Raw genomic sequence first — 25756 nt, forward strand, 5'->3', positions numbered from 1 at the left:
TCTCGCAGTGCGCTCGCGTGCTGCGCACGTTCGCTCGCGGGCTTTCGCCCTATGAAAATGTAATCTGTCAAATCTGCCTGCGAGCAGTCAGTTTGCCATCTTACATTTTCGCACTGCTCAATGCTCTCGCGTACATTATATCATTTCCATTGTCGGTTGGAAAGCCTAATCTCGATATTGGAGGCGGATTTTATCGGCGATCAGGGCGATAAATTCGGAATTTGTCGGTTTCCCTTTTCCGGTGTTGATTGTATATCCGAACATGGCGTCCAGCGTCTCCATCTTGCCTCTGTTCCACGCCACTTCAATGGCATGGCGGATTGCACGTTCCACTCTGCTGGAAGTTGTCTGAAATTTTTTGGCGATCGTCGGATAGAGGATCTTGGTAATAGAATTCAGCATCTCCACATCCTCCACTGACATCATAATCGCCTCACGCAAATATTGATACCCTTTGATGTGCGCCGGCACGCCAATCTCATGGATCATATCCGTCACATCTTTTTCCAGATCGCGGACCGCCGGCCTGCTGCCTCCGTAAAGTGTCTTTGTCTCCTCCTGCTGTCCCGCCGACGGGACCGTAATCATGATCTGAAACTCTTTATTCGTATGAATTAAATCGGAAAGTAATTTGAAAACCTGCTCGTTATCTTTCGTAGCCGCAACACTCAGTTGTTCCATCATTGACCTCCGTTCACTATAATTCTTTACGATGTCTCATGAATCGTCTCTATTCATTATAAACAGATGTCAATCTACGTTCAACTACCATCAATCGCAGAATGCGCGCTAAAACGCCCCTTTCCTACAACTTACTTTCCAGCTCCTCCAATGACCCATAACCGTAAAGTCTTGCAGAATTGCCGATGATCTCTTCTGCCAGGTTCCTTCCTTCCATGCACAGAGCCGCGATAAACCTCCCGTACAAATCCAGCGTTCTGTCGGAATACGTCGAGATTTCCCCACGTAAATAAGTCTCATAAGAAGTATTGTACAGACTGTCTTCATACGTGTGTATACTTCTCGCAAGTCTGGCAGCCTTCGGAAACCGTTCTGCGCATGTCTCCATCCATCCGACCTGGATCTTAACGATCTCTTCAATAATCGCCTTTTTTTCCTCCGGAATCTCCGCGAAGTGGCCGGAGATGTCCACATAGCCTTCCGGATCCGTACTCTCCATCATCCTCCCATATTTCTCCGCAATCAGATTCCATCCCCGCGCGTCGGCCTCCACAAAGTCCTCGATGTAACTCTGCAGCATCGGCACCGTCCAGGCCAGATACTGGCTCTTTCGCATAATGGAAAATGTATTCCAGTCATCCTGACAATCAGCCCGGCCGCCAATATTCTTCACCTGATCAAATGACTGCCATTCCAGGCCGATTAGTCTCCGCATCAGTTCTTCTTTTACTGTCGACTTGCTCTCTTCCTTCTGGGTAATGCTGTGCAGGATATTGTCCGTGTGATGATCCAGATAATTATCGCTCCCTGTTGTCAGGCTCTGTTTTTTCATTTCGTCGATAATAAGCGTGACGATAATTTCTATTGTCTGAGGTATCCTCTCATCTCCGACCGGCATGTCGGCAATCGCATTCAATATGTCACCGATGACCGCCAGCACCGGAAGATGTTCCATTCCTTTGTGCATCCATTTATAAAAAGGCGCATACCTGCGGTTCAGCAGATAGACAATCGACATCGTATGTCTCATAAATTCGCCCAGCGCCACTTCCGCCGTCACCTTATCGCCCCTTTGCAGCATCCGGCTATAGTTATACTGTCCCGACTGCGCAATCAGCGCCGCCTCTCTGGCAATTTTCTTGATCCGCACTTCCTCCGGATAATGAGCGAGCAACCCTCTTCTGATTCTTGTAAACTCTCCCAGCTCATCCCGGAACACTCTGCCGCTTGTGGCTGCCGCGAGCTGATAGTCTTCGGCATACAGCCACTGGCTGCGCGATTCCGGCACATCTGAAAACCCGATCAGCTTCTCGTAAAAATCCCCGATCCGGAACACACCGACTCTCTTGGGCGCCTTCGGTGTCACTCTGCGGGTAACGCCCATATACGTCTTGGGCAGCCTGTCGTATTCCGCCTGCAGCGCCTCGCCGATCTCCTCATAGACCGAGTCTGTTAAAAACAGACAAAAACCCGGGCCGAAATCATGATCTCTCGATATTTCGTCATCAAATCCAAGACACTCCGACCCTTCGCCGACAAGTCCGGCTGCGATATAAGGCATGTAAGACGGAAATTTCTGCCAAAGCATCGGCTCCCCATATTCATGATAAAAAGACTCGCACAGATCAAGTCCTTTGGCAAACTGTCTGACGACACTGACTCTCCCCGCCATCTGTTCTTCCACTGCGCTTAAATTCTGAGCTACGATTTCATAGGCGGTAGAACGCCCGGTGTTTTTCTCAATCTCCGCCAGCGCCATTTTATAATATCTGGCCGACTCCTCCAGATTGCCTGCCATATACTGCGCTTCTCCCATCGCAGACAAAGCGCCGCTGTAATGAAAGTCTTTCTTCTCATCCATCTCAAAAATAGAGAACGCTTTTTGCAGATGATCCATAGCCTCCTCATACCGTCCAAGTTTCAGCAGAGACGCCGCCAGATTCGTATGTGTGACCGCCGTCTCAATTCTGGCCTCCGCATACGAACTGACGATAGGCAATGCCTTCTCCAGACAGTGACACGCCTCCTCGAAATCTCCCATCTCCTGATAGAGCAGACTCATATTATTGTAGAGACTGGCAAATCGGAAATCATTGGCCTCTAATTGATTCCGGTAGATCAAAAGCACAGTCTGATAGCCGGACATAGACTCGGCCAGTTTTCCGGCAGCCCGGTAAGCATTGGCAATGTTCAGCAGAGAAGTCGCATAGGGTACGCTCCCCCGCATCTGGTTGCGCTCCAGCACTTCCATGAGCTTATCACAATACAGGCAGCACTTCTCATATTTGCTCACATCCCGCAGGTACCCGATCATCTCATTCAGCAGAGTGATCAGCGAGCCGTCGTCCTGCGCCTGCACCGCCTGTGCCATCTGATTCTCCAGAAACCCTTCCACCCGGTCCATCTGGTACGTGGCAAACAGTCGGTCAAGCTCCTGTAATATTTTTTCCATATCCATAACAATCACCTCTGGTAAGAGTATAGCACTTTTCCGCTCATCCCTCCAGCATCTCTTCAATAAAAATACCATACCCTTTGGTGGCATCCTGCACGAATACATGTGTGACTGCACCTACCAGCTTCCCATTTTGCAAAATCGGAGCGCCGCTCATACCCTGTATGATACCGCCGGTCTCCTCGATCAGTCTCTCGTCGGTGATCTGCAATACGATCTCTCTGTTGATATGTTCCTTATCATAAGTGATGTCCGTGATCTTTACATCATAGAGCTCCGTATTTTTTCCGTCCAGGCTGCAGAGGATCTTGGCCGGACCAATCCTCGTATCCTGCTTGAGTCCGATCTCCACCGGTGCAAAGAGCGCTTCTTCCTCCAGCTCCTCTCCGCAGATACCGAAAATACCCTTGTCCTCATTGCGGTCGATGACCCCCAGCAGATTGTCGTCCCCATAATCGATCAATCCTGTCAGTTCCCCCGGCTTCCCCGCCTCTCCCTTGCGGATCCCGATAATATCCGTATGGTACAAAGAGCCTTTCTGCAGCGCCATCAGTGTACTCGTATCCATATCGTTGATCCCATGTCCAAGCGCACCGAATCCGCCGTTTCCGTCGATGTAAGTGAGTGTCCCCACGCCCTGGGCGTTGTCACGAATCCAAATGCCGATTTTATAGACCCCCGCCTGATCTTTGATTGGAACGGTCTTCACATCAAATACTTCCTTACCTCTGCGGATTGTCAGCACAGTATCCATCCCGTCTGTCTCCTGCAGCGACTTCATAAACATCTTTTTCCCGGTGACATCTTCACCGTTTATCCCCAGAATATAATCGCCGCTCTTCAGTACGTTTTTGGCCGGAGAATATCTGACGCCGTCAAAACCCGTAAATTCTCCGGTCCCCACGACGAGTACACCTTCCGTCTTCACATAAATACCGACCGGCATACCGACCGGGATCACGGATGTCCCTTCGATCACCTGCACATCCACATTTTTTAAAGGTACGAAGCCGAACAGCTTTACATCCATCTCATAACTGTTTTTCTCATTGGCATAAAAGACAAGCGGACGGCTCAGACTGACAGGAATCGCTTCCTCGCCGGAAGCACGGATCATCCCCATAGCCGGCAGCTCCAGATTCATTTCCTCTCGTTCCCCTGCGCGGATCTTGATACTGTCCGGTGTCCTGTGCCAGACAGACAGGTAGACGGCGCAGAGAAGCAGGCATACCGCATTGCCTGCCAGCATATATAAAATGCGGCGGTATCTCCTCCTTAACTCCATCATTCCACTTCCTTTCCACAACAAAAACAAAAAGCATCCTGCAAGATGCTTTTTTAGTATGTGAGGAAATATCATTTTTACTTTAGTATTGTTTTGTATGTGCTGCCAATTCTTTCATTTCTCTTGCATTGGAGATTGCCGCCTCCGTCAGAGAATCACTGCCGAGAAGCCGCGCCAGTTCTTTCGTGCTGTCCGTCTCATCCAGAGTGAAAATATCTGTTCTGGTATGATTTTCCTCCTGTTTTTTTTCTATTTTAAAATGAATATCGGCCATCGCCGCGATCTGTGGCAGATGTGTGATACAGATCACCTGATGCTCCTGTCCCAGGACCGCCAGTTTTTTCGACACCTGCCATGCGGTCTTACCGCTGATACCAGCGTCGATCTCGTCGAAGATCAGCGTATTGACGGAATCCTTTTCTGCCATCACAGTCTTTAATCCCAACATAATCCTCGAAAGCTCACCGCCACTGGCAATACTTCCCAGAGGTTTCACCGGCTCGCCCGGGTTTGTGGAGAGCAGAAACTCAGTCTCGTCATACCCCTGCGCACTGATCTTTTCCTCATCAGATGTGACTCTGATCTGAAACTCCACTTCCATAAAATTCAGATCATGAAGCGCCTCTGTCATTTGCTGTGCCAGTTCTTTCGCCTGTTTTCTGCGAATTCGGGAAGCCTTCTCACAGAGGGTGAGCAGACCGGCCCTGACCGTCTCCATTTCATCCTGCAGCTTTTCCAGCCAGGCGTCATAATGATTCAGCTTTTGCAGCCGCTCTTCCTGCTCTTTCTGATAATCGAGAATTTCCTCGATCGTGCCGCCATACCGGGACTTTAAATGATTGACAAGATCAAGACGTCTCTGTGTCTGGTCAAACACTTCCGGTTCAAACTCCAGCCCTTCGCTATAGTCAGCCAGCTCTCTGTGCAGGTCCGTGACCAATCCCTCAATCTGCGCAAGCTGCTCCGTATAGCCCGCCAACGCTTCGTCATAGCTGTCGATTCCCTTCAGCTCCCGCAGCGCTCTGCCTGTAAATTCGGAGATACTTTCCTGTTCCGTACTGCCAAGAAGCCCGCACACAAGGCAGACGCCTTCCGCGATCTTCCTCGCATTTGCCATCTTCCGGTAATCCGCTTCCAATGCTTCATCTTCACCGACTGCCAGACGCGCCTCTTCGATCTCCTTCAGTTCAAACTCAATCAGAGAACACTCTTTTTCCCGCGCATGGGCGTCACTGTCCGACGCTTCCCATTCTCTTACAAGTTCCCGGTATCTTTTATATTCTCCCGCGATTTTTTCTTTTATACTTGCTAATTTTTGACCGCAAAATTCATCGAGGATTTCAAACTGCTTTTTTTTACCGGTCAGAGACTGGTGCTCATGCTGACCATACACATCAATCAATACTTCTGCCAGCTCTTTCATCTGTCTGGCCGTCATCGTCTGCCCTCCGGCCCGGCAGACACTTTTGCCGGCCGTGACCTTTCTGGAGATCACGAGCGTATCCTCCTCCGTGTCCAGATCAAGTTCTCTGCATTTATTTCTCTGTACTTCATTATCCAGCGTAAATACAAGTTCCACAAGCGCATAATCTTTTCCGGTACGAATCATCTCTTTATCCGCTTTGGCGCCAAGTGCCAGGTTGATCGAACCGATGATAATAGATTTTCCCGCGCCGGTTTCACCGGTGAGTATATTCAGTCCTTTCGCAAAGTCCACTTCTGTCTCCTCGATCAATGCGAAATTTTTAATATGCAAGCTATTTAACATTGTTTACGATTTCCTCAATCTTCCTCATAACCGTTTCCGTGTCTTCTCTCGTCCTCACCGCCATCATAATCGTATCGTCACCCGCGATCGTACCTGCGATCTCGTTTAACTGCATGGCGTCAAGCGCAGCAGCCACTGCCATCGCCATACCTGACACGGTCTTGACAACGAGCAGATTTTCCGCCATTCCCATGGAAGCAAACCCTTCCTTCAGCACCCGGCTGTACTTGTCTCCGAGATAAGGCTGCTCCCGGTGAAAAGCCACATATTTCTGTCTGCCGCCACCGATCGACACTTTGGACAGCTTCAGCTCACGGATGTCTCTGGAGACAGTTGCCTGCGTGACATCAAAGCCCGCCTCCCCCAGACGCAGAGCCAGTTCCTCCTGCGTCCCAATGTCATATTCCGCAATCAGGCGAAGTATCTCACTTTGTCTTTTTTCTTTCATCTCACTTCTCACTCATCTTTTTATGTAATGTCTCTACAAAGCTGCGCTTGCTGAGCTTCACTATATCCGTCATCTTCTCCGACTCTGTGATCACGATCCGGTCTCCCGCCTCCAGCGGCGCCATATGGCTGCCGTCAAAATTGACTTCCGCCTGAAAGGCTTCACTTCCCTTACCGTTGACCATCTCCACAACAACCTCGTCTTCCGCTGACAGCACAATGCTCCTCGTGTTTAACGTATGCGGGCAGATCGGTGTGATTACCATCAGTCTCGCTTTGGGCTCCACGATCGGACCGCCGGCAGACAGATTGTATCCGGTGGAACCGGTCGGTGTGGAGATGATAATGCCGTCCGCATTGTATTCATTCAAAAATTGTCCGTTTACATAAATATGAAAATGAATGATGCGCAGTGATCCGGTTCTCGTGATTACAATATCGTTAAGCGCATAGGAACGTTCCAGACAGACGCCGCTGCGGCAATGCCAGCCGTCCAGCATCATCCGGCTTTCGGTCTCATACTGATCGCGCATCAGAAGTGTCAGCGCATGAGTGACCGCATTTTTTTCCACTTCCGCCAGAAATCCCAGCGTTCCCAGATTGATACCGAGAAGCGGTACATTCAAGTCAACCGTATCCCTGGCCGCCTCAATCAGCGTCCCGTCGCCACCAAGCACAAGAATGCACTGCGTATCACCCGGAATCCGGGAGACATCCGTATAGGTCCGCCTGCCTGGACCGGCCTCCCTTTCAAGCTGCATTTCGACCTGCACATTACAGGTGCAGCCTTCCCGAATCAGAAAATTCTCGATCTGCCTCGTCGTTTCCAGACCGGGATCTTTCAGGGGATTTGTTATCATAAAAAAATGTTTCATCTCTTCCTCCGCGGCATCGCACCAGACATCCCGCATCTCATCTCACATCCGCACTTATCAGTCCAACGCTTCATGTGCTGCGGAAACGATCTGTGCGATCTGTATCCTGTCAGATTCCGGTACGTTTTTCTCCACTTTCTTCTTCAGAAAGGTCAGGTATTCGATATTCCCTTCCGGACCTTTGACCGGCGAAAACGTGAGACCAGCCACAGAAAACCCCGTCTCTGTGGCAAACCAGAGTACTTTTTCAATCACTTCCCGGTGTACTGCCGGATCTTTGACGACTCCCTTTTTTCCAACCTTTTCTCTTCCGGCCTCAAACTGGGGCTTGATCAGACAGACCATCTCCCCGTCCGTTTTAAGCAGTTCCCTTGCCGGAGGCAATATTTTAGACAATGAGATAAAAGACACATCCGCCGACGCAAAGTCGAGATCATCTGCGATGTCTTCTCTCACCATATAGCGGAAATTCGTCTTCTCCATACAGACAACCCGTTCGTCTGTCCGCAGCTTCCAGTCAAGCTGCCCATGCCCCACATCCACACTGTAAACTTTTCTCGCTCCGTTTTGCAGCATACAATCCGTAAATCCGCCTGTCGAAGCGCCGATGTCCATGCAGATCTTATCACGCAGAGCAAGTCCGAACGTTTCCACCGCCTTTTCCAGCTTCAGTCCTCCCCGGCTCACGTACTTCAGCGTACTGCCCCGCACTTCAATCTTCACTGCCTCTTCCGCAAACATGGCTCCGGCCTTGTCCTCACGCTGACCGTCCACAAACACACTGCCAGACATAATGACCGCTTTCGCCTTTTCTCTTGACTGCGCCAGGCCCTGTCTCACAAGCAATATGTCCAGACGCTCTTTCTTATTTTTACCATTCATTACAATTCGCTCTCAACTTCTCGCCGCTTCCGCCTCTGCCGATACATAGGCCGTCACCACCCGTTTGGTCACACAGTCCGCGTCGATGCCAAGCTCCTGATACAAAAGATTGACATTGCCGTGTTCCACATATTCATCCGGAATCGCGATTGACAGCAGCCGGCACGGCGTATTCAGACTATCCATACATTCCCTGACTTTCTCACCGAAACCGCCGCTGGCAACGTTCTCTTCCATCGTCACCAACAACTTATGACTCTGAGCCATCTCCCTGATCATCACCTCATCGATCGGCTTCACAAAACGGGCGTTGACCAGACTGCAGGAATAGCCGATCTCCTTCAGCGCCGCGCGCACGGTAGCTGCCGTCCTGACCATGCTGCCGACCGCAATCAGCGCAATATCCTCTTCCTCATATAAAACCTCACTTTTGCCAAACTCCATGGGTTTGCGGAATTCTTTCAGCCCGTCCCAGGCGGTTCCCCTTGGATAGCGGACTGCCGCCGGCACGCCCAAAGTCAGCGCATATTTCAGCATGTCGGAAAGTTCCCATTTATTTTTAGGCGCCATAATGTGCATATTGGGAATGCTGGACAGATAAGACAGATCAAAGATGCCCTGATGTGTCTCACCGTCGCTTCCCACGAGTCCCGCCCGGTCTATGGCAAATACGACCGGAAGATTCTGGATACACACATCGTGCAGAATCTGGTCATACGCCCGCTGTAAAAACGAAGAATAGATGGCTACAATCGGTTTCATACCGCCTGCCGCCAGTCCGGCTGCAAATGTGACTGCATGCTGCTCCGCAATTCCTACATCAAAAAATCTGGCCGGATACATATTTCGAAATCGCTTGAGCCCGGTGCCGTCGGGCATTGCCGCCGTGATCGCCACTACTTTCTCATCTCTGGCGCCCAGCTTTGTCATCACAGTCGAAAACACGTCAGTATAATTGGGCGTCGTCCTCGGATGCGCGGGCAATCCCGTCGTGACGTCAAACGGCTCCGTACCATGAAATCGTGCCGGATGACGCTCCGCCGGTGCAAATCCTTTCCCCTTCTGGGTAATTGCGTGAATGAGCACTGCGCTCTTACACCGTTTCGCTTCCCGAAGCACTTTCATCATCGCCGACACATCATGACCGTCCACCGGTCCCAGATAAGTGATCCCCATATCCTCAAAGAACATGCCCGGAATGACCAGATGCTTGACGCTGCTCTTGGCCCGCCGGATATTTCTCACAATATGCTCTCCTTTGGGGATATTCTGCAGGGCATTGTATACGCCCTCTTTCAGATCGAGGTATCCGGTCGCGGTGCGGACATTATTCAAATATTTGGATACGCCGCCCACATTTTCGGAGATCGACATATTGTTGTCGTTGAGGATAATAATAAAATTTGTCTTTAACTGCGCAGCATTGTTCAGCGCCTCATACGCCATGCCGCCCGTCAGGGAACCATCCCCGATCACAGATACGATCGTCCTGCTTTCCCCTGCCAAATCCCTTGCTTTCACAAGGCCCAGACCGGCCGAGATCGAGGTGGAACTATGTCCTGTGTCGAAACAGTCGCAGCTGCTCTCCTTACGTTTCGGAAAGCCGCTCATGCCGCCGTATTTGCGCAGTGTCTCAAACCCTTCCCGTCTGCCTGTCAACAGTTTATGAGTATACGCCTGATGCCCCACGTCCCAGACGATCTTGTCGTCGGGCAGATCAAGGCTCAGATGAAGTGCCATCGTCAACTCCACCGCACCCAGATTCGAACCCAGATGTCCGCCGGTCACACTGATCTTTTCGATCAGAAACTGCCGGATTTCTTCCGCCAGCGCAGCGTAATCCTCTTTCTCTATCTGCTTTATATCATTCTCTTTTGCAATTTTTTCCAGAAGCATGTTCTACTCCTCTTATTTCTTCCTCGTAACAAGAGTCTCCACCAGCGTCTCCAGAAATGGATTACGCCTGTCGAAAGACTTAAGAAGCGCCACGGCCTCCCCGGAAAGCGCCTTCTGATCGACCTGCGCCTGTGACAATCCCTTTCGTGTAACATAAGTCACCTTACTGTTTTTCTCGTCACTGCCCACAGGTTTACCGAGCGTCTTTGTATCTCCGGTCACATCAAGAATATCATCCTGGATCTGAAAAGCGACACCAATGTCATACCCAATCTTTTCCATCTTCCGCACTTCTTCCGCAGAAGCTCCCGCCAGAATCGCTCCTGTCATAAGCGCACTTTGAATAAGCGCAGCGGTCTTATGGGCATGAATAAACACGAGCGTCTCTTCCGTCACCTGCTCCCCCATATTCTCCGCCTCGATATCCGCAGTCTGTCCGCCGATCATGCCGAATACCCCCGACTTTTCCGCAAACAATGTGAGCGCCTGTCCGATACGCACCGGATCGCCCCCAAGGGCAAAGGCTTTCGCTGCCGTCTCAAAAGCCAAGTTGAGCAATCCATCCCCGGCCAGAATCGCCATCGCTTCTCCATATACGACATGCGTAGTCTTTCTTCCTCTGCGGTATGCGTCATTGTCCATGGCCGGCAAATCATCATGGACGAGAGAATACGTATGCACCATCTCAATAGCCGCCATGAAAGGCTCGATCTCTCTGCCCTGTCCGCCGAACATTTCATAAGCTTCTTTCATCAGCATTGGGCGCAGCCTCTTCCCACCCGCCAGTATGGAATAATTCATGGCTGCAAGTACCGTCTTCTGCGGCCCGCGCTCCTCCGGAAGATAACTGCCTATGATCCGCTCTATCTCTCCGGTTTTCATTTCCTGTTCTTCCTTAAAATTCATCCAGTTCTCCGTTTTCGTTTATTTTCAGTACTTTCTTTTCCACCGTATCGATCGAAGCATTGCAAAACTGCAAGAGTTCCATTCCTTCGCTATAGGCTCTGAATGACTCCTCCAGAGAGATGTCTTCCGCTTCCAACCTTCCGATGACTGTCTCCAACTGTTCAAACGCATCTTCCAAAGTCTGTTTTTTCAACGTATCACGCTCTCCTTCCGCTCTGCTCTCGCTTCCACAATACCGTTTTTTAAATGGATCGTCAGCAAATCCCCCGGTTCAATCCGGCCAACATCCGTCACTGCCCTCTCCTGCTCGTCCGTCACATAGGAAAATCCCTGACTCAGCTTCTCAAGCGGCGATAATCCCCGCAGCTTTTCCGTATACAGTGCAAACTGATGCCGCTTTTGCTGCAGCTTCCTTTCCATGGCCGCCTGCAGTCTCTCTTCCAGCCGCAGCGCATATGTCTGCGTCTCTTTGAGTCTTCTTGCAGGGCTGCCCGCACGAAGCCTTACTGCCAGCCCATCTGCCCTCATACGACACAGATGACACCTTCCTAGTATACCCCGGTAAAGGGCAGTGGCATACTCTTCCATTTTTTCTTCCAACTGGGATATTTCAAAGACGGCAAGCTCTGCCGCTGCCGAAGGGGTAGGCGCACGCATGTCTGCTGTATAATCAGCAATGGTCGTATCTGTCTCATGTCCTACTGCAGATATGACAGGAATCGGGCAGTCAAAGATCGCCTGAGCCACTTCTCTCTCATTAAACGCCCATAGATCTTCTATCGAACCGCCGCCTCTGCCAACAATGATGACATCCACCCGCTGCTCTGTCAGCGCACGGATGCCCTGGATGATACTTGCTACCGCCTGTTCTCCCTGCACGGTAGCGGGATACAGGATAATCTGTACGTATGGATTGCGCCTGGAAGCGATCTGAATTATATCCCGGACTGCCGCTCCGGTAGGCGCTGTCACCACACCGAGCCTCTGAATGTATTTGGGAATCGGCTGCTTATACTGTTCCGCAAACATGCCAAGCTCCAAAAGCTCTGCTTTCAGCTGTTCAAACTGCTCGTAGAGCCGCCCGACTCCGTCCTGCGTGATATGCCGGGCATACATCTGATACTTACCGTCCCGCTCATATACATCGATGCTGCCTTCCACGATCACCTGCTGTCCTTCCTGCATCCGAAAGGACAGACCGCTGCGACTGCCTGCAAACATTACACAGGCCACAGCGCTCTTCTCATCCTTCAGTGTAAAATAAATATGACCCAAAGAATGATATTTGCAGTTGCTGACTTCACCTCTGACCCGGATCGACTGCAGCATGAAATCCTCTGCAAACATATTTTTAATGTAAGAATTTACCTGTGCTACAGAATAAACGTTTTTCATTCCTCCGGTTCCTTTGTCTCCTGTGGCGCAAATCTGGCAAGAACACCGTTTACAAACGATTTCGCAAGATCCTGACCAAACTTTTTCGCAAGATCCACCGCTTCGTTGATGGCCACTCCCAAGGGCACTTCCTCATCATATAGGACTTCATAGACAGACAGCCGCAGAATCGTCAGTTCCACCTTGCCCATTCTGTCTGTCGTCCACTTCTGTGCTTTCTCATTTAACAGTCTGTCGATCTCCGGCAGTCTCTCCATGATCTTCTCATATTTTGCAGTGATATACCGCCTGTCCGGTTCTGCCAGCTCTTCATCGCTCTCTTCAAAGAAAAGGCGAAGCTGTTCCGGCATATCCTCTTTTTCGTTAAACTCAATGCGAAATAGCAGCTTAAAAATCTGCTCCCGCTGTTCTCTTCTGCCCATTGGTAAGCCCCTATCCGTTCATAACAACACCGACGATACGAATATTCACGTCATCCACCGACAATCCTGTCATCGTCTCAATCGCACTTTTTACTTTCTCCTGAATTTTTTCGGAAACTACAGGAATGTTATAACCGTACTTCAGATTCACTGCCATATCCACACTGACAGTCTGCTCCGTCACTTCCACTCTGGCCCCTTTGTTCATCCCTTTCACTCCGACTTTAGAAAGAAGCTCCTCCGTCACATTGCCGGCCATCGAAGCCACGCCGTCCACCTCCAGCGCCGCAAAGCCGGCAATCATCGCCACAACATCATCCGCGATCTGCACTTCACCGATACTGCCGCCGCGCTGCAACGCATACGTATTACGTTCCGTATCTTTTCCCATATCGCTCTTCCTTTCCCAAATAATTACTGATTATATCAAAGATGCCATTTCTTGACAAGAGCGCCGGTTCCTGCGTTTCTCCCGCTCCTGCTCGCCCTGCTTTGCACGATCACAGCCAGAATGACAGCGCAAGCTGTGCCTCATTTGTCGTATAAGCTACCGTTCCGTCCGTCGTATGCAAATACCGGAATACTTCCTGCTGATCGATCAGATGCCGCTCCATCTCCTCGTACACCGCACTGTCCGCACACTTGAATGTCACATACGCAGTTCCGTCCTCGTATGCTTTTGCAAACAGACCCGCGGCCTTGTCCATATCGGCCTCGGTAAAATAAGCGCCCTCCCGCACATAATAATTGGCTGTCATACTGTTGCACTCCGGAACGGGCACAACACTGCCAATCGTATGGGTACGAAATAACTGTCTGTCGGGCACACACAGATATTCATAATTGATCTCCGGCAGTTTGCCGTCATAGCCGCTGCCTGGGCCGTCCGCCACATAGGAGGCATCGCCCCATGTAGTATCTATATGATAATAATCTCCATCTACCCGGACAATATTCCAGGCATGGTCTTCTCCGCTCTCCACCCTTCCGGAAACAAAGACAGAATAAATACCAATCCGGTCAAACAGATATTGCGCCGCCTTGGCATACCCCTGACAGACCGACTTGCCGCCCAGGAAAACAGAACATATATTTTGATTGTCTTCTGCACCCTGCACATATTCCGTATGAGTAATCAGATATTCATACACATATTTGACTTTGTCATACTCACTGCCCGCTGCCGGAACTCCGTCAAGGATCTCCGATACTTTTTCCTCAATCTGCTCCTTTCTCTGTGCAATCTCCTGAGGATCATAAATATAGCTGCCTGAAAAGGCGTTGCCTGTCACAATCTCTCCTTTTGTATACTTGATAAACGTATATCCGTCCACATAAAAGATCTCCGGATGGTCATTGATCACACATTGAAACACTTTCTCAAATACATCCTCCTCCGTCTCCGGAATCGGCACATCGGAAGCGCTCCGCAGCAGCCCGTCCAGAATGATCTCATAAAGTTTTTGTTCTTCTTTGGAGAGCTGCTGGTAATCATAGGCATGTTCTGCCAGATCCGCGCGCATGGCAGATGCCCCGTCAGGATCACCGGTTTCTGTCTCACCGGACTCCTCCGCTTCGGCTGCATACTCCGTCTCTGTCAGCACCATTCCGTCGGATATTTCCTCCGCTGCTCTGGAAAGATTTTCGACGACCTGCGCCGCCTGTTCCTGTGCCTGCGTATCGTCAGGTACCGCTGCGCTGCAGCCGGTCATTCCCAGAACAAGCAGACACAGAAAAATTAAAAATCGTTTCATTCAATCACGTCCAAACTCTGAGAGGATCAGCCCCTGATTTCTGTCTATTGTCATCCCCACACTCCAGGCATTGACAAACAAAAGAAGCGGATTCCCCTTCATATCCTTTACTTTTTTCATATCGGATGTACCTGTCAGCTTATCCAGATCAATCTCCTTGTTTTCGATCCAGCGGATATGCTCATATGGTAAATTTTCCAGACGTATCTCCACATTGTATTCATTTTCCAGACGGTATTTCAGCACGTCAAACTGCAAAGTGCCCACGACACCGACGATGATCTCCTCCATACCGGTATGGAACTCCTGAAAGATCTGAATCGCGCCTTCCTGCGCGATCTGCGTGATCCCCTTCACAAACTGCTTCCGCTTCATCGTGTCCATCTGACGTACCCTTGCAAAGTGCTCCGGCGCAAATGTCGGAATTCCCTCATAGGCAAAATTTTCTTTTGGCATACAGAGCGTATCCCCGATGGAAAAAATCCCCGGGTCGAAAACCCCGATAATATCTCCCGCATAGGCCTCCTCAACAATCTTGCGCTCGCTGGCCATGATCTGCTGTGGCTGGGAGAGCCGCATCACCTTATTGCCCTGCACATGCTTTACTTCCATACTGGCATCGTATTTTCCGGAACAGATTCGCATAAACGCCACTCTGTCTCTGTGCGCTTTGTTCATATTGGCCTGAATCTTAAAGACAAACGCCGAGAACTCCTGCTCCGCAGGGAAAATCATGCCGGTGTCCGCCTTTCGCGGAAGCGGCGGCGACGCCATCTTTAAAAAATTCTGCAAGAAGATCTCCACTCCGAAATTAGTCAGTGCGGAACCGAAAAATACGGGCGTCATCTCCCCTCTGCTCACTTCCTCCATATCAAATTCCACGCTCGCACCATCGAGCAGTTCGATCTCATCGCTGAGCTTGTCCGCCATGTCCTGACCAATAAAGGACACGACTGCCTCTTTCTCCTCCATGGGGATCTCTCTCGTCTCCCCTTCTTTCGTCCCTTTCTGTGTATCCTCATAAGTGATGACACATTCTTTCCGGCGGTCATACACCCCTTTGAATGATTTCCCACAGCCAATCGGCCAGTTGACCGGGCAGGTGGCAATCCCCAACTCTTTCTCAATATCGTCAAGCAGTTCAAACGTGTCGTTGGCATCCCTGTCCAGCTTATTGATAAACGTAAAGATCGGTATTTTGCGCATGACACATACTTTAAAGAGCTTTCGTGTCTGAGCTTCCACACCTTTGGACGCATCAATTACCATCACGGCCGAATCAGCGGCCATCAGCGTACGATACGTATCTTCAGAGAAATCCTGATGTCCCGGTGTGTCCAGAATATTGATACAACAGCCTCCATATTCGAACTGCAATACGGAAGACGTGACCGAGATTCCTCTCTCTTTCTCGATCTCCATCCAGTCAGAGACCGCGTGTCTGGCCGTCGCCTTTCCTTTGACGCTCCCTGCGAGATTGATCGCGCCACCATATAACAAAAATTTCTCTGTCAGCGTCGTCTTGCCCGCATCCGGGTGAGAAATGATCGCAAATGTCCTTCTCCTGTTGATCTCCTGTGCATAATTATGACTCACGTATTCTGTCCTCCTGCAACATGGAATCTCCCCGGAATTCAGGAGTGATCCCAAAATAATCGAGCACGGTCGCGCCAATATCCGCAAATGTATCCTTTGTTCCCAGATTGCCCGGTCTGATCCGGCTGCCATACATAATAAACGGCGTGTGTTCCCGTGAATGATCGGTAGAGACCGTATAACCCGGATCACAGCCATGGTCCGCCGTGATCATCAGAATATCGTTCTCCCTCATCTTTGTCAGAAATTCCGGCAGCTTTTCATCAAAATAAGTCAATGCTTTCGCATAACCGTCAATGTCGTTCCGATGCCCATACAGCATATCATAGTCTACTAAATTGATAAAACACAGTCCTTCAAAATCCCTGTCCATATATTGCAGGCTTTTCTCAATACCATCTGCATTGCTCTCGGTATACACAAACTCCGTAACACCCTTTCCGGCAAATATATCTTTTATTTTGCCCACACCAATCACAGTGAGACCCTTCTCCTGTAATTGGTCAAGCATCGTCACCGAAGGCGGAAGCAGTGAGTAGTCATGCCGCCTCACTGTCCTCGTATAGTTCCCGCTCTCGCCCGTAAACGGCCTGGCGATGACACGGCCCACCCCGTGTTCGCCCTGCAGCAGATCACGCGCGATCTGGCAGTATTCATACTGCTTCTCAATCGGAATCACACTCTCATGCGCAGCGACCTGGAACACGCTGTCCGCCGAAGTATACACAATCAGTTTGCCTGTCCGCACATGTTCGTCTCCGTAATCACGGATCACTTCCGTGCCGGAATAGGGCCGGTTACACAAAATACCTCTGCCTGTCCTTCTGGAAAATTCATCCAGTATCTCCTGAGGAAAACCGTTCGGATAGGTTGGCAGCGGCCTCCCCGAGATCACACCCGCGATCTCCCAGTGCCCCGTCGTCGTATCCTTACCTTTCGAAGCCTCTTTCATCCGTGCCACTGCCGCCGTGATCTCCTGCTCCTTCTCACCACAATCTACGCCGTCTATATTGAATAAGCCCATTTTTTTCATATTAGGTACATGAAAATAAGAGCTGGAAGCGACAGAGCGGATGGTGTTCGTTCCCTTGTCACCATACTCCGCCGCATCTTCCATCTCTCCAATCCCAAAGCTGTCCAATACGATCAAAAATATTCGTTTCATATCGTTCCTCTTTTCTGTATCTCATTGTATTTTGTCCGGGTAATGTCCAAAAGTATCGCTGAACATTTTCACGCAGATATACCCGCACCCCTGACTCGCAAATCCGCGCTCCCGCGCTTTTTCGTCCGATTACATCGGACATTTGCTCGTTCATACCGCAAGAAAAACAAATGTCTGCTTCCGCAGCCGCTTGTTTTTCTTTTGCGGTTATTATATCATGCTTTTTTGTTATTTGCTACATTGGATAATGATATTTTCCGGGGCGGTACCGGTCTTTCTTGTGACGATGTCTTCGATCTGCGCACACTGTGCCTCTGTCAGTGTCTCCGCATTGACGACGACATCCACGCCAGTCTCGCTGATGCTCACAACAACATCCTCGAACCCTTTTGCCTCTAAGAGAATCTCAGCCGCTGTCTCCTTCTCCGCAATCTCCGTCAGGGCGATCATTCCCTCAATGGCGTTTTGTTTCTGCTCTTCCGAAATGCTTGTGCTGTTGATGATTTCCAGCAGAGTCTCTTTATTTTTCGCTCTTGTCTGTTCCTTCATCAATTTGGCTCCGGACATGGAATTTACATTGGTCGTGGAAGTAAACACTGCCTCACCCGGTGTATCGCTCTCAGTCACTTCACTGCTCGCCATTCCCTCTGACAGATAATCGGTCGAAGCCGTAATATCGTCCGTATCCAGACTCTCAATATCCTGCAGCGCTGTCTGATCTTCTGCGCCCGCAAGACTAATATCTGTGTCTGCCAGTTCCGTGTCCTCATCGGAAATTTCCAGAGCGGCGCTCGAATACATATCGCCTGTGGACATCTCCTCCTCCAGCGCAAGCTCCTCCCCGTTCTCCACCACTACCGATTGTCCCGAGACATTCATCAGTTCCTCATCGCCCAGCTTTGTCCCCGCAAAGTTGAGGTACCCCGCCACCGCAATCATAATTGCCAGGGCTGTGATCATAATCTGGTTTTTTTTCAGTACATTTTTCACGGTATTCTCCCCTTACTTCATCACTTTCATTTTAGCTATTTTAATTTTATTCGCATCGATGTCAAATAATGCCTGAATTGCCTCGCTTATATTATTCTTCACCATCTCGCTGCCGCCTCCCTCTGCCAGCACCGCGACCCCTTCCACTTCAGGCTGCATCGTTTTCCTTACATAAGGAATCTGCCTGCCTTCTCCGTCCGTGACAAACACGGTCGATTCCTGGCTGCTCAGATCATTGGTATTTCTACTGCCGCCTGTCCCGTCATCCTCCGTCATATTAGACCGCTCTGAAGGCCTGTCCTTTTCCACAATCTCCTCACCGGTGGACTTTAATGTAATCATCACCTTGACTCTGCCGACGCCTTCCATACAGGTCAGAAGTTCCTCCAGTTCCTGTTCCATGCACGATACATAGTCGTTCATATCAGAGGCGGCAGCCGCCTGCTCCATTTCCCTGGCATTATCTCCCTTGTCTGTTTTTTCCCCCTCCTCGCTCGACAGGCTGCTGCCGATTCCCACATCGGCGCTGCCCAATGTCTGTCCGCCCTCCTTCTTCTTTACCGGAAGACACACGATGAGAAGCAATATACCGGCCAGTGCAAATATGATAAATTTTTCTTTTTTTTCATTCATCGATCACTACCTCCACCCTGTCTTCTTCCATCCCCAGTATCTGCGCCGCCCTTTGGGTAAATTCCTTCCCGGCGCCACTCCCTCCTGCATTCTCTTGTCTGCCATTATCATCCTGCAGACCGATTTTATCGATCCGTATCGGTGAGATCTCCGTATCAATCGATGACACATATATTTTGATTCTGCAATCTTCTTCTGCTATTTCTCCATCTCCGGAAATTCCCAGTAATTCCACACGTTTTACCTCATATCCCTCTGTAATCGTGTCATTGTTTAATTTCTTTTTTATCTCCTCTTCCATCATCCGCAGATATGACTGAGAAGGCGTCATCTCCACTGTAAGCTGCCGGCTTGATACTTCTTCCAGATATGCCGTATATTCATCCACACAGGCCTGATACTTCTCCATCATTCCGCTGCGCAGTAATTCCATAAAAGGAATCACAAAAATAACAACTGTCATGATCCCGGCCAGAAATTTAAAGTATTTTTCATAGGAAGGATTCGGCCGGAAATGGATGAGAGCCTGTGACAAAATCATAAAGATACTGGCTCTTTTCATAATCGTCATAATATAATCTTCCATCAAAAACCCCGATTCGTCGTCATTGCTACGATTGCTATGGTGACAAGAAACAGTCCGATCGCAGTCAGCAGAATCCGCAGGATGAGCAGGCTGCCCTCCCCCGCCCGGTCGATGCAGGAAGTGATCCTTCTGTCACTGATTACTCCCGTGAGAGCAGCAGAAAATTTCAGCATCATAGCAAACAGCCATATTTTGACCGCAGGTACCGCACACAGCAAAACGAGCAGGCAGACAGTCAGTACACCGACACTGTTTTTGATCAATACGGTGGAACCGATCACCATCTCCGTCACACTGTCGCTCACATTGCCGATTCCCGGTATGAGAGAGATCGTCTTCTGCATCGCCGACATTTTCATGGAATCAATGACCGGTGTGATCATCGACTGGATCATACTGATACCAGTAACGACAGCAAACGAAATTTTCAGTGCATACCCGGCTATTTTCCTGATCAGATCCATCATCATATTCAGCTTTTCCTCCGTCCACAGACCATTCATAAAGGCAAGAAACAGATAGACTTTAACGAGTGGCATCAAAAATGCGGAGAGCGCCGCCTCCACACCATAGATCAGCGCCAGAATAAACTGATAATAAAGCAGTGCGGTCGTAACCCCTGTCGCCGCGCCCACAGCGAGAAAATAAACCGGCATAAATAATTTCATAAACAGAAGCAGATCGGAAATCAACGTCTGTGCCGTATCGGACACAATGCCAAATACCCGCAATAAAATCAATACGAGAAACAGATAGACAAAGTAAAATCCGATGTCTGCGATTTGCTTATTTTCAAACAATTCTGTCAGATTTGTCAGCAGTGCTGCCAGAATCCCCAGACAGATCAGCAAAATCATGATCTCTGCCAGACTTTTTGTCTCTCCCTGGAAGATACGCGCCATATCCTCAAACAGCAGTTTCATCACTTCAGTCACTTTTCCCTGCAGGAGCATTTCAAACAATTCTTTCAGATCGATATGGCAGTCCGGAAACAAACCGTTGACCTGTTCATTTAACGTAACGATCGCATCTGTCAAATTATCCATGCTTCACCCCTTGAAATTTTGTATCGTCTGAATGACCGAGAGCAGGATCGGCAGCCCCGTCAGCAACACCATCACTTTTCCAAAAATTTCTATCTGTCCGCCCACCGCTCCATACCCGGCATCTTTACAGATACCTGCACAGAACTCACAAATATATGTAATTCCCACAATCTTCAGCAGAATAACAAAAAACCCCCTGTCCTGCCTGATGAACTCCTGAAGCACCTGCATCTCTTCCATAAAAAGTGCCAGGCTGCGCACTGTATACCAAAAAATCAGAAGTGCGGCCAACACACCGATATACACACCATATTCCGCCTTTACTGTCCGGAAAAAAACTGCAAACAGAACACCGATAACGCCTAATAATGCAATTTTGACAACTTCCATAAATATCCTCTATATTTGAAATAGTTTCTGTATTGTTTCAAACAGATCATAAATATACGGAACAATCCATGTCAGTACGACGAGTAGTCCGGCCAGACTGACAAGAAACGCATGTTCTTCTCTGCCACTGTGCTTCAATACCTGACTGAGAATCGTCACCAGTATGCCAACTGCTGCAATTTTAAAAATCAGACTTACGCCCATCTCTTCCTCCCGGTCGCTGTGTTACACGAATATAATAATAAGAAGCAGACCTCCCATTATGCCAAAACTCATAGCCATCTTTTCACGCTCTGCCAAATGTGTCTCTGTCTTTTGTATGCTCGCCAGCAGGGCGGCTGTCTGATTGTCGATCGCCTGTTTCTGAAGCTCTCTGTCCGCATGACCAAAGCTGCGCGCGAAATCAGCAAGCAATGCCTTGTCCTCCTTTTTGAGCGGAAACCGTGGGAAAAACTCCTCTACCTGTTTCTCCCAGATGTCCGGAAACGGCTGACCCGTATTTTGCTCAGACTCCTCCCATACGGCTTTGAGCATATCCGAAAAAGGCGGCTTCATATATCCTTCCGCCATCCTGCATGCCTCCGGAAAGGCCGCAAGGCAATACCCGACCTGGCTGTAAAACAGTTCATACATCCGTTTCATCTCATACAGACATTTCAAACGCTCTCTCATATCCACACAATAGCAAAAGCTATACCCTATCGTGCCAGTCAGCAAAAGCATCGAGCCTAATAACCGGAACATAACCTGTAATCCTCATCAAAAATACCCTCCACCACACACTTGTCCTTCTTTCTGCCAAGTACAATAAAACGTCGAAATTCCTGTTGTGCCAACAGTTGCCCGATATACCGTTTCTCTCTCATCTCTTCCATACTGCTGCCATGAGCGGTAACAATCAGACTGCTGCCGCACCGGAGCACCTGCATCAGCGCCTGCACATCTTCCATGCTTCCGATCTCGTCTACCGCCACTACTTTGGGAGACATAGAGCGGATCAGCATCATCATCCCCGCTGCCTTGGGACAGCCATCAAGCACATCTGTGCGAATACCGATGTTATTCTGGGCAACTCCCATATAACTTCCCGCGATCTCCGACCGTTCATCCACCACACCGACACAGCGCCCTCCGCCATATGGGTTCCCGTCGGAAACCTGTCGGATAATGTCTCTGAGCATTGTCGTCTTGCCGCAGCCCGGCGGAGAAATGATCATACCACTCAAAAATCTCCCCTTCTCATACAGATAGGGCATGACCCGGTCTGCCGCGCCAATGATCTCATGTGCAATTCTGATATTCATGTATGAAATATGCTTGAGCTTTCTGATTCCGCCATCCTCGTCTGCCACTGCCTGTCCGGCTACTCCGATACGGTGTCCTCCGGGTACCGTCAAAAACCCCTGCCGCAGCTCTTCCTCATACGCATAGACCGAATACCGGCATATGTGATTTAAGACTGCTTCCAGTTCCCTGGCACGAATCCGATATGCCTGTCCTTCATCAGCAGTCGTCCCGCCATCTTTGCCCAGAAAGCATTCTCTCTGCCCCAAAAGTACCGTCACTGGCTTGTCTGCCCGCAGACGAATCTCTTGCAGACTATCAGCCTGACTGGCAATGTTCTGCCACAGTCCCCTGAGAAAATCCGGAAACAGACCTAATATTTCTTCTCTGTGTACCATGCCCTCACCTCTTTATCTCAATATATGAAGGGGGTAAAAAGTTATGACTGTTTTTTGGAAGATTCACCAGTCAGGCCCGTCAGCACAAATTTACACTGTATACAAAAAAATACATAATTTTCCTCAAAAAATACTAGACATAATCAATCTCCAGTGATATTATAATAACATAAACAGTAACCATTATTATTATTAAAGGAAATAAAGGAGTGGACATTATGGCAGCAACGAACACAGCGCAGGTTGAAAATTTGGTATCTTTATTGGACGGTTATGCAACAAAAGGCGGACATCATTTGAATGTTAATGTATTGAACAGAGATATGCTGTTGGATGCTCAGAAACATCCTGAAAACTATCCTCAGCTTACCATTCGTGTATCCGGATATGCGGTGAACTTTATTAAGCTGACACCGGAACAGCAGGCTGACGTTATTTCAAGAACATTCCATGAGTCTATTTGATCAGATTGATAGTGTTTCTATTATTGTTTTTTAATCTTTAAATTCAAGAATTCTGCTCTGCAGGATTCTCCGCCTGCGGCGGGCCGCTTCGGCGGTATTCCCTTCCTGCCGCAGTGTGGCGCCAAACTTGCAGACATAACAAAAGGTGTAAAGTCGGGGGCAATCCCGCAGTCTTTACACCTCTTTTTATAATATGACTTATTATTTCTCTTTCTCGATATAGTCCGATTCTTTTTCTCTGATGCACGCTGCCCTTCTGCGGACTATGACCTCCGTCAAAAGCGCAAACAGCACGAGTATCCCGGCCAGCACCTGAGACACTGCAATCTCCGTGTGAGGAAGCAAAAGCTGGTCTGTGCGCAGACCCTCGATCACGCATCTCCCCAATCCATAGCCGCCCAGATAAAGCAGCATAATCTCTCCCTGGAATTTTTTATGTTTCCGATATAACAGCAACAGACAGAGAATCAGCAGATTCCACAGACTCTCATATAGAAACGTCGGATGCACCTGAATATAATTCGTCCCCTCCAACATATGCTCAGACAGAGAAGTCGAGATTTCCCAGGGCCTTACCGCCTCCACCGGCAGACGCATGGCAAACAGATTATCCGTATACTGTCCGAAAGCCTCCCGGTTCATAAAATTCCCCCATCTGCCGATGATCTGACCCAGAATCAGTCCCATGACCGCCGTATCCCCAAGCTGAAAAAAGGAGATCTTTTTGACATAGCAGTAAATCGCCGCCGTGAGAAAAGAAGCAATCACCGTACCGTAAATCGCAAGCCCGCCGCCCCGCAGATTAAATATGCTCAGAAGGTTATCTTTATATTGATCCCAGGAAAATATCACATAGTAGACCCTTGATCCCACAATGGAAAAGAAAATAGCATAAATCGCAAAATCCCAATAAATATCCGGGTCCTGGCCTGTGATTTTCGCTTCATGAACGACCATCCATACGCCGGCGATCACACCAATCCCGATAATCAGTCCATAAAATGCAACCGGAAATCCAAAGACCGAAAATGTCTTCGGCACATTTTCCAGATAGATGCGCAGATGGGGAAATGCAATATCTCCCGTATTCATCAGTTCCTGCATTGTTTCATTCCTTTCCGCCTACGATTCACAGCAAAGCATTCCCAGCCATGCCATTTCTATACATTGAACCGGAATAAGATCACATCCCCGTCCCTGACGACATATTCCTTTCCTTCCATACCGACAAGTCCCTTTTCTCGCGCAGCGGCAAGAGACCCCTGTTCCAGCAGATCTTTATAATTGACTACCTCAGCCTTGATAAACCCACGTTCAAAATCCGTATGAATCTTACCGGCAGCCTGCGGCGCTTTGGTGCCAATCCTGATCGTCCATGCACGTGTCTCGTCCTCTCCTGCCGTGAGAAAACTCTGCAGACCAAGCAGACGGTAACTTGCCCGGATCAGTTTTTCCAGACCCGACTCTTTTAACCCCAGATCTTCCAAAAACATCGCTTTTTCGTCCTCATCCAGCTCCGCGATCTCCTGTTCGATCTGCGCACAGATGACAAACACCTCGCTGCTTGTCTCAGCGGCAAATTTGCGGACTTTCTCCACGCCTGCATTGCCCCTGCCGTCTTCAGCAAGATCTTCCTCGCTCACATTGGCGGCGAAGATAACCGGTTTTGCCGTGAGCAGGTTATAACTGCTGAACAAGAGTATTTCCTCTTCCTCTTCTCCCGGATCAAAATTCAGAGCCAGACTTCCATTTTCCAGATGCGCTTTCAGGCGCTCCAAAAGTGCCAGCTCTTTTGCCAGCGCCTTGTCCATTCTGGCCCCCTTGGCCACTCGGGCGATCCTCCGTTCTATAATCTCAATATCTGAAAAAATCAGTTCCAGATTGATCGTCTCTATATCACGCAGCGGGTCAACGCTCCCATCCACATGAATGACATTATCATCCTCAAAACAACGGACCACATGTACAACGGCATCCACCTCACGAATATTACTCAAAAACTGGTTGCCCAGCCCTTCTCCTTTTGATGCGCCTTTTACAAGTCCCGCAATGTCAACAAATTCTATGACAGCCGGCGTCACCTTTTTCGAATGATACAGATCTCCCAGAAGTTTCAGCCTCTCATCCGGCACGGTAACGATCCCGATATTAGGATCTATCGTGCAGAAAGGATAATTGGCCGACTCTGCCCCCGCCTTTGTCAATGAATTGAACAATGTACTTTTCCCTACATTCGGCAGTCCTACGATGCCCAGTTTCATACTTATCTTCCCCTGTCCGAAAATCCTTCGTTTATTTAAAAGATTCTCGCCTTTCTCTATACTTTAGCCACACCGGCCTTTGCCATCCGCTTTCCTCGGAAACTGCTTTATACAGCTTGTCATTATATCATATCATCTCTGGTTTTGGAATAATCAAATCTACTTTTCACTCTAAAA

General features: G+C 49.2%; 27 protein-coding genes. 1 reads left to right on the plus strand and 26 read right to left on the minus strand.

Going from position 1 to position 25756, the window contains the following annotated elements; translation table 11 throughout:
- Window positions 1-165: 165 nt before the first annotated feature.
- From spo0A to spoIIIAA, 24 genes are all read right to left on the minus strand, one after another.
- Window positions 166-684: a sporulation transcription factor Spo0A gene (gene spo0A / locus V1224_10115; protein WWR14851.1), complete on the minus strand. Its 519-nt coding sequence runs from the start codon at window positions 682-684 to the stop codon at window positions 166-168.
- Window positions 685-805: 121 nt separating this feature from the next.
- Window positions 806-3139 (minus strand): DUF4125 family protein, encoded by a 2334-nt coding sequence (locus tag V1224_10120; protein WWR14852.1) that lies wholly within the window; start codon window positions 3137-3139, stop codon window positions 806-808.
- Window positions 3140-3176: 37 nt separating this feature from the next.
- Window positions 3177-4424 (minus strand): SpoIVB peptidase, encoded by a 1248-nt coding sequence (spoIVB, locus tag V1224_10125; protein WWR14853.1) that lies wholly within the window; start codon window positions 4422-4424, stop codon window positions 3177-3179.
- 79 nt (window positions 4425-4503) lie between these two features.
- Window positions 4504-6189, minus strand: a complete 1686-nt coding sequence (recN, locus tag V1224_10130; protein ID WWR14854.1) for a DNA repair protein RecN — start codon at window positions 6187-6189, stop codon at window positions 4504-4506.
- Complete coding sequence (locus tag V1224_10135) at window positions 6179-6637, minus strand: arginine repressor (GenBank protein ID WWR14855.1); 459 nt, start codon at window positions 6635-6637, stop codon at window positions 6179-6181. The genes recN and V1224_10135 overlap by 11 nt, the downstream gene beginning before the upstream one ends.
- A 1-nt stretch (window position 6638) precedes the next feature.
- Window positions 6639-7496: an NAD(+)/NADH kinase gene (locus V1224_10140; GenBank protein WWR14856.1), complete on the minus strand. Its 858-nt coding sequence runs from the start codon at window positions 7494-7496 to the stop codon at window positions 6639-6641.
- Window positions 7497-7568: 72 nt separating this feature from the next.
- Window positions 7569-8393, minus strand: a complete 825-nt coding sequence (locus tag V1224_10145; protein WWR14857.1) for a TlyA family RNA methyltransferase — start codon at window positions 8391-8393, stop codon at window positions 7569-7571.
- Between the two features lie 12 nt (window positions 8394-8405).
- Complete coding sequence (dxs, locus tag V1224_10150; protein WWR14858.1) at window positions 8406-10289, minus strand: 1-deoxy-D-xylulose-5-phosphate synthase; 1884 nt, start codon at window positions 10287-10289, stop codon at window positions 8406-8408.
- A 12-nt stretch (window positions 10290-10301) separates the two neighbouring features.
- A complete protein-coding gene (locus V1224_10155; protein ID WWR14859.1) occupies window positions 10302-11195 on the minus strand; it encodes a farnesyl diphosphate synthase in 894 nt (297 codons plus the stop codon).
- Window positions 11185-11388 carry an exodeoxyribonuclease VII small subunit gene (xseB, locus tag V1224_10160; GenBank protein WWR14860.1) on the minus strand — a complete coding sequence of 68 codons (204 nt, stop codon included), beginning with the start codon at window positions 11386-11388 and terminating at the stop codon, window positions 11185-11187. Before xseB ends, V1224_10155 begins: the two co-directional genes overlap by 11 nt.
- Window positions 11385-12590: an exodeoxyribonuclease VII large subunit gene (gene xseA, locus V1224_10165; GenBank protein ID WWR14861.1), complete on the minus strand. Its 1206-nt coding sequence runs from the start codon at window positions 12588-12590 to the stop codon at window positions 11385-11387. Before xseA ends, xseB begins: the two co-directional genes overlap by 4 nt.
- The gene (gene nusB / locus V1224_10170; protein WWR14862.1) at window positions 12587-13012 is read right to left on the minus strand and encodes a transcription antitermination factor NusB; all 426 of its coding nucleotides are present in this window, start codon (window positions 13010-13012) and stop codon (window positions 12587-12589) included. Before nusB ends, xseA begins: the two co-directional genes overlap by 4 nt.
- Window positions 13013-13022: 10 nt before the next feature.
- Window positions 13023-13403, minus strand: a complete 381-nt coding sequence (locus tag V1224_10175) for an Asp23/Gls24 family envelope stress response protein (GenBank protein ID WWR14863.1) — start codon at window positions 13401-13403, stop codon at window positions 13023-13025.
- Window positions 13404-13512: 109 nt separating this feature from the next.
- Window positions 13513-14766 carry a transglutaminase domain-containing protein gene (locus tag V1224_10180; protein ID WWR14864.1) on the minus strand — a complete coding sequence of 418 codons (1254 nt, stop codon included), beginning with the start codon at window positions 14764-14766 and terminating at the stop codon, window positions 13513-13515.
- Window positions 14767-16362 carry a peptide chain release factor 3 gene (locus V1224_10185; protein ID WWR14865.1) on the minus strand — a complete coding sequence of 532 codons (1596 nt, stop codon included), beginning with the start codon at window positions 16360-16362 and terminating at the stop codon, window positions 14767-14769.
- The gene (locus tag V1224_10190; GenBank protein ID WWR14866.1) at window positions 16352-17527 is read right to left on the minus strand and encodes a phosphopentomutase; all 1176 of its coding nucleotides are present in this window, start codon (window positions 17525-17527) and stop codon (window positions 16352-16354) included. The genes V1224_10185 and V1224_10190 overlap by 11 nt, the downstream gene beginning before the upstream one ends.
- Window positions 17528-17755: 228 nt before the next feature.
- A complete protein-coding gene (locus V1224_10195; GenBank protein ID WWR14867.1) occupies window positions 17756-18517 on the minus strand; it encodes a SpoIIIAH-like family protein in 762 nt (253 codons plus the stop codon).
- Window positions 18518-18529: 12 nt separating this feature from the next.
- Entirely contained in the window at window positions 18530-19150 is a 621-nt protein-coding gene (locus tag V1224_10200; GenBank protein ID WWR14868.1) for a stage III sporulation protein AG, read from the minus strand.
- Window positions 19143-19721, minus strand: coding sequence for a stage III sporulation protein AF (locus V1224_10205; GenBank protein WWR14869.1), 579 nt, complete (start codon window positions 19719-19721; stop codon window positions 19143-19145). Before V1224_10205 ends, V1224_10200 begins: the two co-directional genes overlap by 8 nt.
- Before the next feature lie 14 nt (window positions 19722-19735).
- Entirely contained in the window at window positions 19736-20782 is a 1047-nt protein-coding gene (locus V1224_10210; protein WWR14870.1) for a stage III sporulation protein AE, read from the minus strand.
- 3 nt (window positions 20783-20785) lie between these two features.
- Window positions 20786-21172 carry a SpoIIIAC/SpoIIIAD family protein gene (locus V1224_10215; GenBank protein ID WWR14871.1) on the minus strand — a complete coding sequence of 129 codons (387 nt, stop codon included), beginning with the start codon at window positions 21170-21172 and terminating at the stop codon, window positions 20786-20788.
- Between the two features lie 9 nt (window positions 21173-21181).
- Window positions 21182-21376: a stage III sporulation protein AC gene (spoIIIAC, locus tag V1224_10220; GenBank protein ID WWR14872.1), complete on the minus strand. Its 195-nt coding sequence runs from the start codon at window positions 21374-21376 to the stop codon at window positions 21182-21184.
- A 21-nt stretch (window positions 21377-21397) separates the two neighbouring features.
- Window positions 21398-21916: a stage III sporulation protein AB gene (locus V1224_10225; protein ID WWR14873.1), complete on the minus strand. Its 519-nt coding sequence runs from the start codon at window positions 21914-21916 to the stop codon at window positions 21398-21400.
- Window positions 21901-22854: a stage III sporulation protein AA gene (spoIIIAA, locus tag V1224_10230; GenBank protein ID WWR14874.1), complete on the minus strand. Its 954-nt coding sequence runs from the start codon at window positions 22852-22854 to the stop codon at window positions 21901-21903. The genes V1224_10225 and spoIIIAA overlap by 16 nt, the downstream gene beginning before the upstream one ends.
- A gap of 218 nt (window positions 22855-23072) precedes the next feature.
- Between spoIIIAA and grcA3 the strand changes: the two genes are divergently transcribed.
- The gene (gene grcA3, locus V1224_10235) at window positions 23073-23318 is read left to right on the plus strand and encodes an autonomous glycyl radical cofactor GrcA3 (protein WWR14875.1); all 246 of its coding nucleotides are present in this window, start codon (window positions 23073-23075) and stop codon (window positions 23316-23318) included.
- A 201-nt stretch (window positions 23319-23519) separates the two neighbouring features.
- On the opposite strand, the gene lgt is transcribed toward grcA3, so the two are convergent.
- Both lgt and ychF read right to left on the minus strand, forming a co-directional pair.
- On the minus strand, window positions 23520-24422 hold the full coding sequence (lgt, locus tag V1224_10240; protein ID WWR14876.1) for a prolipoprotein diacylglyceryl transferase: 903 nt from the start codon (window positions 24420-24422) through the stop codon (window positions 23520-23522).
- Window positions 24423-24478: 56 nt separating this feature from the next.
- The gene (gene ychF, locus V1224_10245) at window positions 24479-25579 is read right to left on the minus strand and encodes a redox-regulated ATPase YchF (protein ID WWR14877.1); all 1101 of its coding nucleotides are present in this window, start codon (window positions 25577-25579) and stop codon (window positions 24479-24481) included.
- Window positions 25580-25756: the final 177 nt, after the last annotated feature.

The sequence above is a fragment of the Lachnospiraceae bacterium JLR.KK008 genome, assembly GCA_037015955.1.
Classification (GTDB): domain Bacteria; phylum Bacillota; class Clostridia; order Lachnospirales; family Lachnospiraceae; genus VSOB01.

What these genes read in the sequence shown, in the direction of transcription:
- spo0A (WWR14851.1), bottom strand. Translation starts at nt 684, where the DNA reads ATGATGGAACAACTGAGTGTTGCGGCTACGAAAGATAACGAGCAGGTT.
- V1224_10120 (WWR14852.1), bottom strand. Translation starts at nt 3,139, where the DNA reads ATGGATATGGAAAAAATATTACAGGAGCTTGACCGACTGTTTGCCACG.
- spoIVB (WWR14853.1), bottom strand. Translation starts at nt 4,424, where the DNA reads ATGATGGAGTTAAGGAGGAGATACCGCCGCATTTTATATATGCTGGCA.
- recN (WWR14854.1), bottom strand. Translation starts at nt 6,189, where the DNA reads ATGTTAAATAGCTTGCATATTAAAAATTTCGCATTGATCGAGGAGACA.
- V1224_10135 (WWR14855.1), bottom strand. Translation starts at nt 6,637, where the DNA reads ATGAAAGAAAAAAGACAAAGTGAGATACTTCGCCTGATTGCGGAATAT.
- V1224_10140 (WWR14856.1), bottom strand. Translation starts at nt 7,496, where the DNA reads ATGATAACAAATCCCCTGAAAGATCCCGGTCTGGAAACGACGAGGCAG.
- V1224_10145 (WWR14857.1), bottom strand. Translation starts at nt 8,393, where the DNA reads ATGAATGGTAAAAATAAGAAAGAGCGTCTGGACATATTGCTTGTGAGA.
- dxs (WWR14858.1), bottom strand. Translation starts at nt 10,289, where the DNA reads ATGCTTCTGGAAAAAATTGCAAAAGAGAATGATATAAAGCAGATAGAG.
- V1224_10155 (WWR14859.1), bottom strand. Translation starts at nt 11,195, where the DNA reads ATGAATTTTAAGGAAGAACAGGAAATGAAAACCGGAGAGATAGAGCGG.
- xseA (WWR14861.1), bottom strand. Translation starts at nt 12,590, where the DNA reads ATGAAAAACGTTTATTCTGTAGCACAGGTAAATTCTTACATTAAAAAT.
- nusB (WWR14862.1), bottom strand. Translation starts at nt 13,012, where the DNA reads ATGGGCAGAAGAGAACAGCGGGAGCAGATTTTTAAGCTGCTATTTCGC.
- V1224_10175 (WWR14863.1), bottom strand. Translation starts at nt 13,403, where the DNA reads ATGGGAAAAGATACGGAACGTAATACGTATGCGTTGCAGCGCGGCGGC.
- V1224_10180 (WWR14864.1), bottom strand. Translation starts at nt 14,766, where the DNA reads ATGAAACGATTTTTAATTTTTCTGTGTCTGCTTGTTCTGGGAATGACC.
- V1224_10190 (WWR14866.1), bottom strand. Translation starts at nt 17,527, where the DNA reads ATGAAACGAATATTTTTGATCGTATTGGACAGCTTTGGGATTGGAGAG.
- V1224_10200 (WWR14868.1), bottom strand. Translation starts at nt 19,150, where the DNA reads ATGAATGAAAAAAAAGAAAAATTTATCATATTTGCACTGGCCGGTATA.
- V1224_10205 (WWR14869.1), bottom strand. Translation starts at nt 19,721, where the DNA reads ATGACGATTATGAAAAGAGCCAGTATCTTTATGATTTTGTCACAGGCT.
- V1224_10210 (WWR14870.1), bottom strand. Translation starts at nt 20,782, where the DNA reads ATGGATAATTTGACAGATGCGATCGTTACGTTAAATGAACAGGTCAAC.
- V1224_10215 (WWR14871.1), bottom strand. Translation starts at nt 21,172, where the DNA reads ATGGAAGTTGTCAAAATTGCATTATTAGGCGTTATCGGTGTTCTGTTT.
- spoIIIAC (WWR14872.1), bottom strand. Translation starts at nt 21,376, where the DNA reads ATGGGCGTAAGTCTGATTTTTAAAATTGCAGCAGTTGGCATACTGGTG.
- V1224_10225 (WWR14873.1), bottom strand. Translation starts at nt 21,916, where the DNA reads ATGTTCCGGTTATTAGGCTCGATGCTTTTGCTGACTGGCACGATAGGG.
- spoIIIAA (WWR14874.1), bottom strand. Translation starts at nt 22,854, where the DNA reads ATGGTACACAGAGAAGAAATATTAGGTCTGTTTCCGGATTTTCTCAGG.
- grcA3 (WWR14875.1), top strand. Translation starts at nt 23,073, where the DNA reads ATGGCAGCAACGAACACAGCGCAGGTTGAAAATTTGGTATCTTTATTG.
- lgt (WWR14876.1), bottom strand. Translation starts at nt 24,422, where the DNA reads ATGCAGGAACTGATGAATACGGGAGATATTGCATTTCCCCATCTGCGC.
- ychF (WWR14877.1), bottom strand. Translation starts at nt 25,579, where the DNA reads ATGAAACTGGGCATCGTAGGACTGCCGAATGTAGGGAAAAGTACATTG.